This is a genomic window from Chitinophaga sp., assembly GCF_036569185.1.
Lineage (GTDB): Bacteria > Bacteroidota > Bacteroidia > Chitinophagales > Chitinophagaceae > Chitinophaga.
Map to the genome: position 1 here is coordinate 1 of NZ_DATCRD010000418.1, position 11,947 is coordinate 11,947.

An 11,947-nucleotide genomic window follows, 5' to 3' on the forward strand; every position below is an offset into this window, starting at 1 on the left:
CCGCCACGGCAATATCACCGGCGGGGCAGGGATCCATATGGATATCACCGACCAGAAAAAACTGCAGCAGGAACTGGAAACAGCGCGCCGCCAGGCGGAAGACGCCCAGCGCGCCCAGAAAGATTTCCTGGCCAGTATGAGCCACGAGATCCGTACCCCCCTCAATGCCATCATCGGCATGGCCCACCTGCTGGAAGAAACCCAGCTGGACCCGCAGCAACAGGAATATGTGAATATCCTCAAAAACTCTTCAGGCATACTGCTGGGCATAGTCAGTGATATTCTCGATATTTCCCGCATAGAAGCCAGGGAAATACAGGTTAACCAACGCGAATTCAACCTTCGTGAACTGATCCAGTCTTTACGCAATACCTTTGAGCTCAAACTGGGCCGCCGCCCGGTAAAAATAACCGCTGAACTGGATACCGCCCTCAATACCTGGCTTATTGGCGACGACGTGCTATTGAACCAAATACTAATCAATTTGTTAGGTAATGCAGAGAAGTTCACCAATGAAGGTGAAATTGCTATCACTGCCACCCAGGAAAGCTGGCAGGATAACAAGCTCTGGATACGCTTCCGGGTAAGTGATACAGGCATCGGTATCAAAAAAGATAAACTGGAACTCATCTTCAGAAACTATAAACAGGCGGAAGGCGATATACGTGAAAAATACGGCGGTACAGGCCTGGGGCTCGCTATCGTAAAACAACTCGTGGAGATCCAGGGCGGCAACATCACCGTGGAAGAGCTCCCCGGGTTTAATACCTGCTTCAGTTTTAATATCCCCTTCCTGGATAGCCGCCGGCCACTCACCGTAAATACCGGTAAACTGAGCAGGAAACTCCTGCAAAGGTCATTCGAAAACGCCAGGGTACTGGTGGTGGAAGATAACCAGATGAACCTGCGCTATATGATGAGCCTGCTGGAAAAATACAGGATCAATTACCAGCTCGCTACCAATGGCCCGGACGCTACCTGGTTCCTGGAATCACGGCAATACGATCTTATCCTGATGGATATCCGTATCCCCGGTATGAATGGCATGGAACTGGCTCAGAAAATCAGGGCAGATGAAACACAACCCAACGTGGCCACACCGGTGATCGCCACCACGGCGGTAGCCATGGAAAGTACGGCTACCATGGCAAGGGCTGCAGGAATAACAGATATACTTACCAAACCCTATACACCGGATCAGTTACTACAGATTTTTAATAAATATCTCAACGAAGACGAAACAGAACTAATAATGGAAGAAGTGCAGAATTTAAGCGGATTTGAGTTTAATAATGATTTGGACGTCAGGTATCTCACAGATCTATATGAGAGCAATATTTCCTATGCCGCTGACCTTTTTGAAATTTTTATCAGAACTATCCGTGATGAAATCGCTAAACTGCAAACAATGGTGGATAACCATGAATGGGAAGCCATGAAATTCCAGGTACATAAACTAAAACCGAATTTCGCCATGGTGGGCCTTACCTGGATCAGCGCCAAAATGCAGGAGCTGGAAAATTACCTCCGTATCAACCAGGACCTGCATAGCACTGAGATCTGCCGGCTTTTTGATGAAATTACGGCAGATGTAAACCGCTACTATCCCATAGTGGAAGAAGAATATGGCAAGATGCGCGATTTTATTGATGCCCACGGGGAATGATCAGTACGATTGCAGGACCTCTCTGATACTATTGTAGTAATTACCGCCAAACAAAATAAAATGTACCATCAACGGGTACAACTGGCAAACGCCTATCCGTTGCTGCCATCCCGGCTGCAAAGGATAAGCGGCCTGGTAAGCGTAATAAAATCTTGTATCAAAACCTCCGAAAAGCCGCGTCATCGCCAGATCCATTTCCCGGTGCCCGTAGTATACCGACGGATCAAAAATACAGGCGCGCCCGTTACTCCCCACCATAAAATTACCTGACCACAGATCGCCGTGCAGCAACGCAGGCACCTCTGCCGGGAATAACTGCGGCAACTTCCGGCATAACCGCTCTACCTGTTGTACCAGCTGTTTGTCAACCAGCTGCTGGTCGTACGCCATCCGGATCAGCGGCAACAAACGGTTAAACGCATAAAACACGGGCCAGCTGCTGTAAGGCGTATTATACTGCTTCAGGCTGCCCACATAATTTGCCCCGGCATACCCATAATGAGGCTGTGTTACACGGTGCTGCTTCGCCAGCGATATTGCAAAATCGTCCCAGAAATCAGCCACAGCCTGTCCCTTCGTCAGGAATTCCAGCAACAGGTAGGCCCGACTGCCTACACTGCCGTATGCCAGCGGCTTTGGCGTATGCAGGGCCCTGGCGCCCTGAAGTTCCAGCAAACCTGCGTGCTCCTGCCTGAACATATCCGGGTATTTCACCGCATCGTTCATCTTAATAAAAAAATAACCCTCGTTGGTGGCTATACGAAAAGATTCGTTAATATCGCCACCATGCACGGTTTTTGCTTCATTAATATGTATTTTTACTTTCAATTGTTCGGAAAGTGCCGCGCTTAACTGTTTTTGTAGAATTTCATCTATCATGATCCGCCACATTATATGGAGACAAAAGTCCGGATTAAAAAGAAAATCGTCCGTATTGTACTAACACTTACGGCTATACTGTTGTTAAAAGGATTATTCGCCTGGAGTAACCGCTTCGGCGATTTCTACTTTCACAGGTGGTACAGCTGGAGTAGTTTGGCGTTCAGACAAGTAACAGGTATAGTTCCATTTAGTATTGGCGATGTAATATATACTGCCTGGATTATCGGAGGAATACTCTATTTGTTAAAACTATGTTATAAACTCATCCGTGCCCGCTGGGAAGCCCTGGGATTCCAGTTGCTTCGCGGGGTACAATTCCTCCTGAGCGTTTACCTGGCCTTCCTGGTATTATGGGGTTTTAACTACGAGCGCAACTCCCTGGCCCGCGATACCCGCCTCGTCGTTACCGGCGCCTATAATACGCAGCAACTCTATCAGCTGTCCGACACCTTATTGCAGCTGGTTAACCTGGAAAAGACCAATACCGGCGATACTGCCGGTATCATGAAAACAGATACCACCGGTAAACCGGTTTTTGAGCGCGCCATTGCCGCCTATGATGCTGCGGCCAAAACCTGGCCAGCCCTGCGGTACAGGGCGCCCAGCATTAAACCGGCTGTATTCGGGCACTGGCTTAACTACCCCGGCGTTACGGGTTATCTTAATCCGTTCACCAATGAAGCACAGGTAAATACTACTGTTCCCGGTGTATTGCTGCCATTTGTTTCCTGTCATGAAATTGCTCACCAGATCGGTTATGCGCCGGAAGAAGAAGCTAATTTTGTAGGTTACCTGGCGGCTACCAGTATTCCGGATAGCCATTTCCGTTATGCCGCCAATTTTGATATGTTCCTTTACAGCGTACGCCAGCTGGCCCGCCGCGATACCACGCTTGCACATAACATCTGGCAAAAGGCGCTCCCGGGTGTAAAGGCCGACTATAAAGCGATCATTGATTTCTATGAGCCCTACACCGGGAAAGTAGATGCCTACTCTTCCTTCCTGTACGACCGCTACCTTAAAGCCAACAAACAGGATAAGGGCATCCGCAGTTACAGCGAGGTAACCGGCTGGCTCATCGCCTATTTCAAATTATAACAAACATCAACATCAGTTCATCATCAGCACATTCACGCTGCGCTGCAGGATATTAAAGGCTATTTCTGCCATCAGGTTTTCCCGGTCCAGTGTAGGGTTCACTTCCGTGATCTCGAAACAGCAGATCTTGCGATGCTGCATGAACTTGGCGATCAGGTCTTCCGCCTCACGCTCGCGCAGGCCGTTACTTACCGGCGTGCCGGTACCTTTGGAAATGGAAGCGTCCAGGCTGTCTACATCAAACGAAACATAGATATACTCGCAATCGCTCAGGTAACGGAACACGGAACGGGAAATATTTTCCGGTCCTTTCCGGCGTACCTCACTGGTAGTGATCACTTTCATACCATATTGCTTGATCAGGTGATCTTCTTCTTTCTCATAATCCCGCAGTGAAATAAATACAATATCTTCAGGAAGCACCTTCGGGGCTATTTTCCCGATGTTCTTCAGGGCATTCCACATTTTGACAGTATTTTCATCCAGGTCGTGCACCTTGCAGTCCATATTGTCTTCTGCTATAGCCGTAGCCAGCGGCATCCCATGCATATTGCCGGAAGGCGTGGTATAAGGCGTGTGAAGGTCGGCATGCGCATCTATCCATATCACTCCCAGCTTGGCTTTTGGATGCGCCATTTTTAAACCTGCAATGGTGGCGCCTGCGGTGCTGTGATCGCCGGAAAGCAGCACCGGGAACCAGTTGGCCTTTACGGTTTCGCACACGCTTTTACTGATGCGCTCGTACATGTTAAAAGTGCCTTTGATCCTTTTGGCATAGGGCGATTCAATAGGTTCAAACAACAGCTTATTTTCCGTTTCAATTGCTTCGGTGGGGAAGTGTACAAAAAAGTTGCTCATAAAGTCCAGCGCGGCAATCTTAATAGCATCTACTCCCAAACTGGCGCCACGCGTACCTGCTCCTATTTCTGATTTTACTTCTATTATTTTAATGTTCTTCATAAAAATAGCATTAAAGGCAAGCTACAGGATTTTATGTGAACGCCCAAAGCAGCCGAACATGCAATGGTGAAAAACTTGCATATAATATCTGAACCAAATCCAATACAGTAGCGTTATTGTAGCGATTTGTTCAATATTTCCCCGGTTCTGGTTGACAACATTGAATTTTAACCGGGCTATTTTTTTAGCTGCTGATTTATAAATAATTTGAGTGGATTACCTTATAAAATTATACACCATGGATTTTCAATTGACGGAAGAACATCTGATGATACAAAAGGCAGCACGCGATTTTGCTGTCAATGAACTATTGCCCGGAGTAATAGAGAGAGATGAGCACCAGAAGTTTCCTGCAGAACAGATTAAAAAACTGGGAGAACTCGGTTTCCTCGGTATGATGGTAAGCCCGAAATATGGTGGGGCAGGACTGGATGCGATTTCCTATGTACTGGCAATGGAAGAAATATCAAAGGTAGATGCTTCCGCCTCTGTGGTGATGAGCGTTAATAATTCCCTGGTATGCTGGGGCCTCGAAACGTTTGGTACAGAAGAACAGAAACAGAAATACCTGGTGCCCCTGGCATCCGGGCAGATCATAGGCGCATTTATGCTCAGTGAGCCGGAAGCCGGATCCGACGCCACTTCCCAGCGTACCATCGCTGAAGATAAAGGCGATCATTACCTGCTTAATGGTACCAAAAACTGGATCACCAATGGTAATTCCGCCAGCGTATACCTGGTAATGGCACAAACCCATCCTGAAAAAGGAAGTAAAGGCATCAACGCCCTTATAGTAGAAAAGGGAATGCCCGGTATCACTATCGGCGCCAAAGAAAATAAACTGGGTATCCGCGGCAGCGATACCCACAGCGTAATGTTCCAGGATGTAAAAGTACCCAAGGAGAACAGGATAGGAGAGGATGGCTTCGGGTTTAAATTTGCTATGAAAACCCTTGCCGGCGGCCGTATTGGTATCGCTTCCCAGGCGCTGGGCATCGCCAGCGGCGCCTATGAACTGGCCCTTAAATACTCCAAGGAAAGAAAAGCATTTGGTAAAGAAATATCCCAGCACCAGGCCATCCAGTTCAAACTGGCCGATATGGCCACCCGCATAGAAAGTGCGCGCCTGCTATGCCTCAAAGCCGCATGGGATAAAGATCAGCACCTCGATTATACCCTCAGCAGCTCCATGGCCAAGGTGTTTGCCTCTGAAACCGCCATGTGGGTAACCACCGAAGCAGTGCAGGTGCACGGCGGCTACGGCTACGTAAAAGAATACCACGTGGAACGCCTCATGCGCGACGCCAAGATCACCCAGATCTATGAAGGCACTTCCGAAGTACAACGCATCGTTATCAGCAGGAGCATCCTCGCGTAGCTTGCCGCGGATGTTGTCTGACTCAGGATTAAACTGATTAGACTGATTACACTGATTAGATTTTGTAATGATTAAAAAAGATTCGGGGAGATATAAGCGGATATATAACTTTCGCTGATATCTCCCCCAATCCTTTAAAATCTAAATGATCAAATCCGGGTAATCAGTCTAATCAGTTTAATCCTGAGTCAGACAAAATCCGCGTATCTTTGCGCGATGGCAATCAATTTAGAAGCATACCAGGAAGTACTCGACCGGCTGAAACCATTTAACGCCCGGTTGGTGGCCGTTTCGAAAACGAAACCGGTAGAGGATATTGCTGCGTTCTATGCAGCAGGACAAAGGATCTTCGGAGAGAATTACGTACAGGAACTGACAGAAAAACAAACGCTTTTACCAGCTGATATAGAATGGCATTTTATTGGGCACCTGCAATCCAATAAAGTAAAATTCATCGCGCCGTTTGTACATACCATTCATGCAGTGGATAGTTTAAAACTGCTGCAGGAAATCAATAAACAAGCAGCCAAACACCAACGGATCATTCACTGCCTGTTACAGGTGCACATTGCGGCAGAAGAAACAAAGTTTGGTATGGATGCACAGGAGTTACAGCAACTGTTGCAAACTTACCAGGCCAATCCATCCGCTTTTGCACAGGTACGCATTACCGGCATGATGGGCATGGCTACCAATACTACCAATGAAACACAGATCCGTGAAGAGTTCCACCAGCTCCATGAATTATTCGGATCCGTTAAAACCACTTATTTTAACAACGAACCGTATTTTAAAGAACTGTCCATTGGCATGAGCGCCGACTACCACCTCGCCCTGCAGGAAGGGAGTACCCTGGTACGTATCGGTAGCCTGCTCTTTGGCGAAAGGAACTATTCAAAATTGTAGTCTTATGGGAAAATTATCCATCTTCCTGGCAGGTATGGGCCTGGCTTTCAGCGCATGCAATACCGGCCATACCGCTAAAAGTCTTGCCAATGGTGTGTGGCAGGCGAAACTGCATCGTAACGATGGGGCAGACATCGTTTTCAATTTCGAAGTAAAAGATACCGCCGGCAAAAAAGTGCTCTATGTGCTTAATGCAACAGATAAATTACTGGTTGATGAAGTGACTGTAACAGGCGATTCCCTCCTGATCAAAATGCCTTTCTTTGATTCGGAATTCAAGGCAAAGCTTAACTCCGACAGCGCCGCGGAAGGCCTATGGATAAGGCATCTGGCCGATAAGGATGTAAGCATTCCATTCTCTGCCATAGCAGGTAAAGCAGAACGTTTTGCCGTTAGCGCACCAGCCACGGCTAACGTGTCCGGTCGCTGGGTAACACGATTCGTATCTGCAAAAGATAAAGACAAAGCGCCATCCACCGCCATCGGCGAGTTCAAACAATCGGGTAATACTGTACAGGGTACTTTCCTCACTACCACCGGCGATTACCGCTTTCTCGACGGCGTTGTAGACGGCGATAGCCTCCGTCTTTCTACCTTCGATGGCTCCCATGCTTACCTCTTCACAGCCCGCATAGGGAAAGACAGCATCACCGGCGGCCGCTTCTTTGCCGGCATCGGCGATGGGCTGGAATACTGGACTGCCGTGAAAAACGATACCGCTAAACTCCCCGATGAAAGGACCATTGCCACCATGAAACCAGGCCAGCAACAACTGGACTTTACCTTCCCTGATCTTAACGGCAATAAAGTAAGCATCAAAGACGACCGCTTCAGGAATAAAGTGGTCATCATAACTCTCATGGGCTCCTGGTGCCCCAATTGTATGGACGAAACCGGCTTCCTCAGCAAATGGTACGAAAAGAACAAGGACCGTGGCGTGGAAGTGATAGGGCTCGCCTACGAGCGCACCACGGATTTCGACAAGTCCAAACGTGCGCTGGAAGGCTTCCTCAAACGTTTTGATGTACACTACCCGGTACTGATCACCGGCGTAACGCCCGCTGATCCTGAAAAAGGGGAAAAAACACTCCCGCAGCTTACCGGTATCAAAGGCTTTCCCACCACCATTTTCATAAATAAAAAAGGAAACGTAGAGGAAGTACATACCGGCTTCTCCGGTCCCGGAACAGGTGAGCATTATGAGCAATTCCAGGCCGACTTTAACCGGTTGGTTTCCAATATGCTGGATGCAAAGTAGGAGGCATCAGGCCCACCTTATGCCCACGCTGAAAACACAGGCTAAGTATGGCCCGGGCAGATGTTCTTGTCTTGGAACACTGATTACGCTGATTATAATGATTACTTTGATTTTATTTAGAGTTTAAAAAATTAGGGGAGATGAAAGCGGATATACTGTTCTCATCTCCCTTAATTATAAATTCAAAAAGTAAAATCAGTATAATCATTGAAATCATCATAATCCTGAGTCAGACAAAATCCGCGTTATTTTCCTATTAACATTTCATTTTCATACCTGGTGCTTTTCAGATATTCGGGCTAAAAAGGTATTATATGAAAGATATTGTATAATTATATAATATTTCGCCGAAACACACGAATCCTCTGTGGTATTTGCTTTCCGGGGAGTATTTACTTTTTAATAAAATTTATTATTTCATTTCTTTCAAAAAGGTTTGAAAAATACCAGAATGTAATTATTTTACTGCTCCGTTTGACCTTTTATAAATTCCATTATCTAATACGCTTATCTTATCCACCTGCCGGGACAATGTCAACTCTGATGTTGTCCTGGATAGCGTTCCTTCGATTTTTCACGATATTGATACTGGTACATTTACTCTCCTTTAGCAGGTGGTTTTCTCTCTCTTTTATCTTACTATAACATTTCTTTAAGACCGGAACTTCCCTACAGTTTGTTAATGGCCTGATATTTGAAAATTTCGGGTTATAGTGTGAATGAACCATGCACACCGATCATTTGTTAAACCATAAAAATCCAGAAACTATGTCTACAACGAAATTTCTTGCAGGTGCTATAGCCGGCTTAACTACCGGTTTAGTGATCGGGTTACTGACAGCCCCCGATAGTGGTGACAAAACCCGTAAAAAGATTAAAACAACGGCAGATGACTGGCGCCATAAGATCAATGGCCTGGTAGGAAAAGGAGGGGAGGATTTATCTGATCTGAAAGAAGTATTCGAACATGAAATAGCCGGTTTGCAGGACGATGTCCGCCAAAGGGTGCTCAAATTGATCAATAAGAGCCAGGGCGTATACAACAGGTTCAGGAGAGAAGCATTATCATAATGATAGTTTACATAAAAAGAAGCGGAGATAACAAACAGGTGGTTCATTATCTCCGCTTCTTTCTTTTTCCAGAGTTATTTAAGGATTTCGCCGGTTTCCATATAGTTTTTAAAACGTCTGATATCTTTCACCAGCATATTTTCAAACGCCGGATTCAACAGCCAGGCCAGTCCTGAGCCAACATATCCCGCAGGTGGCCGGTAAGTGATCATTACGTCAATTTCAGTTCCGCCATTAAAGGCTTCACGGAAAGTAACCCTGCCTGCTGTAGCAATGGAAGATCCTGGCAATGACCGCCAGCCGATCAGTTCCCCCGGCACCTCTTTCACAATTTCTGCATCCCACTCCAGCGTACCAATGCCTCCAGGTCCTTTTACCACCCAATGAGAGTGGAACGGATCCGTTTCTTCTACCGACTGCAAATGCTTCATAAATACCGGCAGGTTGTTCAGCTGCCGCCAGAAATAATATACTTCCTCTTTCGGATTATCAATGGAAACAGTAGTCCTGATATTTATAGCCGCCGTGTGCCTGTCGGGTTTCCGCTTGCCGAAAAGACCATTCACCAGGTCGTTGCCACTGATTCCCCTATACAACAGGTAACCGGCTCCCAGCAGTTTAATAAGACTGGATACGGGAGACTTGTCTACCTTGCTGATCGCATTGCCTACCAGCCATGCGCCGGTGAAAATAGACACAATCCTGCCTTCGGGCGTAACATTGATGATATTAGAGCTATCATATAAGGACCCTGCTTTTGGTTGTTGTGGATCTTGCAATTGAAGTTGTTGTGTTAAGGAACTCATATATACAGTTTGGGGAACTTACAGCTAAAACCCTGCACTTTTGATTAAAATGAAATAAGTTATTGATATTTAAATAAATAGATATTAAAATGTCTGTTATGATCCTGTGGCGCATCTGGCACGGTGCGTAATTTCTTACACAGTACTGAATAATATTTTCGGGGATAACGCTGATAAGAATCCGGGAAAATATCATTGCCGGTAAGATGCCATCAGTACATCAAAAATCTGTTGCCCCCAGTTAGGCGCCAGCGCATTTTCCGGTTTAAAGGCAGCAAACCGTGCAGCCGTAATATCAACGGTGGGTTTTGCCCGTTGCTTACCGCCACCAAAAATAGCCGGTGTGTAATAAATATTCAATGCTTTCACCAGCCATGCCCTGGGGTTGGTGGAATCGGCTGCTATAGCCTTTTCTGCATAATTCCTGCTTTGTGCGCCCAGGGAAGCTCCCCGCGAAGGAGCAGCGTTGATCTTAGCCGAGAGCCAGTAACCCATCAATGCCAGTGTTTCGGTGTTGCCCGGCTGCAGCTGCAACGCCTTTTTCACAAAAGGTTCAGCTTCCCGGCATAATGACTCGGCCTCTTTTTTACCTGATTTAAACGATAACTGCGTAGCTGCCCAGCCGGCATAATACTGTAGCAGCCATTCGTCCGGATGCGCTTGGGCCAGCATGGTAAGCGTGTCTATCCTGGGAGGCCATGCTGCCGGTTCTGCAGATTCCAATACCTGCAGCTGCTGCTCCAATGCCTGTTGCCAGTTGTTATTCTCCTGTCCGTAAACAGCGGGGGCTGCCAATATCCAGAAAAGGAAAGGTAAACGTAATAGTGTTTGCATAAGAAAGTATGTCAATTACAGATGTTTTAACGAATTATATGCCAGATGCGTCTTGCATTTATCTGTACGAAGGGGTATCTTAACCCTTTAAATAAAAGAATACATGAAAAAAGTATTGACCGCATTGCTGCTGCTGGCCGGCCTCCAAAGCTCAGCCCAAAAGGAAATTGCCCCCAATAAATGGTTGAAACTCTTTAATGGCAAGGACCTGAAAGACTGGGACATCAAAATCACGGGGCATGACCTGAACGATAACTATGGTAATACCTTCCGGGTCGACAGCGGCATGCTGAAAGTAAGCTATGATCAATACGATGAGTTTAAAGAACAATACGGGCACATCTTTTATAAAAAGAATTTCTCCGCTTACCTCGTGGTGGTGGAATACAAATTCACGGGAGAACAGGTGAAAGGCGGTCCCGGGTGGGCATTCCGCAACAGCGGTATCATGCTTCACGGGCAAACCGCAGCTACCATGACCAAAGACCAGGACTTTCCCATTTCCCTGGAAGAGCAGCTGCTGGGCGGCAACGGCAAGGATCCCCGCTCTACAGCAAACCTCTGCACGCCCGGTACCAACGTGGTGATGAACGGGAAGCTCATTAAAGACCACTGCATCAGCTCCACTTCCAAAACCTATCATGGCGATGTATGGGTGCGGGCAGAAGCGCTTGTACTCCGCGACTCGGTGATCAAACACATTGTGGAAGGAGATACCGTTATTGTATACAATAAACCGCAAATGGGCGGAGGCAGTGTATCGCACGTGAAACCCGGACTGCTACAGGAAGGCAAACTGCTGTCTGAAGGCTCCATTTCCCTGCAAAGTGAAAGTCACCCGGTGGCCTTCCGGAAAGTAGAACTGTTTGACCTGTCGCCCTACATCAACGACCCCGTTAAACTGAATAGGATCCTTCACCTGCTGCAACACCGGCCGGGAGCGAAAAAGGCAAAATGACGTGATGACGGGGACGGGGCGGCTTCGGTGGCCGGGGTGGTCTTCTTGGCGGCACGCAGCCCGCAACTGCAAACAACAGGAAGGCAGCCAGTACAGGCAATGATTTCTTGCTCATATGAAACCGTTTATG

11 protein-coding genes are annotated in these 11,947 nt (G+C 47.1%); 7 read left to right on the forward strand and 4 right to left on the reverse strand.

The window, feature by feature from the left end; translation table 11 throughout:
• On the forward strand, positions 1-1,666 hold a 1,666-nt coding region (locus tag VIM72_RS31315), incomplete at its 5' end, for a response regulator (protein ID WP_332006729.1).
• On the opposite strand, the gene VIM72_RS31320 is transcribed toward VIM72_RS31315, so the two are convergent.
• A complete protein-coding gene (locus VIM72_RS31320) occupies positions 1,667-2,545 on the reverse strand; it encodes a fructosamine kinase family protein (RefSeq protein ID WP_332006730.1) in 879 nt (292 codons plus the stop codon).
• A 15-nt stretch (positions 2,546-2,560) separates the two neighbouring features.
• Between VIM72_RS31320 and VIM72_RS31325 the strand changes: the two genes are divergently transcribed.
• Positions 2,561-3,646, forward strand: coding sequence for a DUF3810 domain-containing protein (locus VIM72_RS31325; protein WP_332006731.1), 1,086 nt, complete (start codon positions 2,561-2,563; stop codon positions 3,644-3,646).
• Between the two features lie 12 nt (positions 3,647-3,658).
• Here VIM72_RS31325 and VIM72_RS31330 read toward each other — a convergent pair whose 3' ends face one another.
• Positions 3,659-4,606: an arginase gene (locus VIM72_RS31330; RefSeq protein ID WP_332006732.1), complete on the reverse strand. Its 948-nt coding sequence runs from the start codon at positions 4,604-4,606 to the stop codon at positions 3,659-3,661.
• A gap of 238 nt (positions 4,607-4,844) precedes the next feature.
• Between VIM72_RS31330 and VIM72_RS31335 the strand changes: the two genes are divergently transcribed.
• From VIM72_RS31335 to VIM72_RS31350, 4 genes are all read left to right on the forward strand, one after another.
• The gene (locus tag VIM72_RS31335; RefSeq protein ID WP_332006733.1) at positions 4,845-5,984 is read left to right on the forward strand and encodes an acyl-CoA dehydrogenase; all 1,140 of its coding nucleotides are present in this window, start codon (positions 4,845-4,847) and stop codon (positions 5,982-5,984) included.
• Between the two features lie 216 nt (positions 5,985-6,200).
• Positions 6,201-6,890: a YggS family pyridoxal phosphate-dependent enzyme gene (locus VIM72_RS31340; RefSeq protein WP_332006734.1), complete on the forward strand. Its 690-nt coding sequence runs from the start codon at positions 6,201-6,203 to the stop codon at positions 6,888-6,890.
• A gap of 4 nt (positions 6,891-6,894) precedes the next feature.
• Positions 6,895-8,148, forward strand: a complete 1,254-nt coding sequence (locus tag VIM72_RS31345) for a TlpA disulfide reductase family protein (protein WP_332006735.1) — start codon at positions 6,895-6,897, stop codon at positions 8,146-8,148.
• A gap of 768 nt (positions 8,149-8,916) precedes the next feature.
• Positions 8,917-9,219, forward strand: a complete 303-nt coding sequence (locus VIM72_RS31350) for a YtxH domain-containing protein (RefSeq protein WP_332006736.1) — start codon at positions 8,917-8,919, stop codon at positions 9,217-9,219.
• Between the two features lie 74 nt (positions 9,220-9,293).
• Here VIM72_RS31350 and VIM72_RS31355 read toward each other — a convergent pair whose 3' ends face one another.
• Both VIM72_RS31355 and VIM72_RS31360 read right to left on the reverse strand, forming a co-directional pair.
• Positions 9,294-10,025: an SRPBCC family protein gene (locus VIM72_RS31355; RefSeq protein WP_332006737.1), complete on the reverse strand. Its 732-nt coding sequence runs from the start codon at positions 10,023-10,025 to the stop codon at positions 9,294-9,296.
• Positions 10,026-10,217: 192 nt separating this feature from the next.
• Positions 10,218-10,859, reverse strand: coding sequence for a hypothetical protein (locus tag VIM72_RS31360; protein WP_332006738.1), 642 nt, complete (start codon positions 10,857-10,859; stop codon positions 10,218-10,220).
• A gap of 103 nt (positions 10,860-10,962) precedes the next feature.
• Here VIM72_RS31360 and VIM72_RS31365 point away from each other — a divergent pair, with 103 nt between their 5' ends.
• The gene (locus VIM72_RS31365) at positions 10,963-11,817 is read left to right on the forward strand and encodes a DUF1080 domain-containing protein (protein WP_332006739.1); all 855 of its coding nucleotides are present in this window, start codon (positions 10,963-10,965) and stop codon (positions 11,815-11,817) included.
• Positions 11,818-11,947: the final 130 nt, after the last annotated feature.

Bases quoted from the DNA above. Each gene is read 5' to 3' on its own strand.
- VIM72_RS31355 (WP_332006737.1), bottom strand. From the start codon at position 10,025: ATGAGTTCCTTAACACAACAACTTCAATTGCAAGATCCACAACAACCA.
- VIM72_RS31365 (WP_332006739.1), top strand. From the start codon at position 10,963: ATGAAAAAAGTATTGACCGCATTGCTGCTGCTGGCCGGCCTCCAAAGC.
- VIM72_RS31360 (WP_332006738.1), bottom strand. From the start codon at position 10,859: ATGCAAACACTATTACGTTTACCTTTCCTTTTCTGGATATTGGCAGCC.
- VIM72_RS31340 (WP_332006734.1), top strand. From the start codon at position 6,201: ATGGCAATCAATTTAGAAGCATACCAGGAAGTACTCGACCGGCTGAAA.
- VIM72_RS31335 (WP_332006733.1), top strand. From the start codon at position 4,845: ATGGATTTTCAATTGACGGAAGAACATCTGATGATACAAAAGGCAGCA.
- VIM72_RS31325 (WP_332006731.1), top strand. From the start codon at position 2,561: ATGGAGACAAAAGTCCGGATTAAAAAGAAAATCGTCCGTATTGTACTA.
- VIM72_RS31350 (WP_332006736.1), top strand. From the start codon at position 8,917: ATGTCTACAACGAAATTTCTTGCAGGTGCTATAGCCGGCTTAACTACC.
- VIM72_RS31320 (WP_332006730.1), bottom strand. From the start codon at position 2,545: ATGATAGATGAAATTCTACAAAAACAGTTAAGCGCGGCACTTTCCGAA.
- VIM72_RS31330 (WP_332006732.1), bottom strand. From the start codon at position 4,606: ATGAAGAACATTAAAATAATAGAAGTAAAATCAGAAATAGGAGCAGGT.
- VIM72_RS31345 (WP_332006735.1), top strand. From the start codon at position 6,895: ATGGGAAAATTATCCATCTTCCTGGCAGGTATGGGCCTGGCTTTCAGC.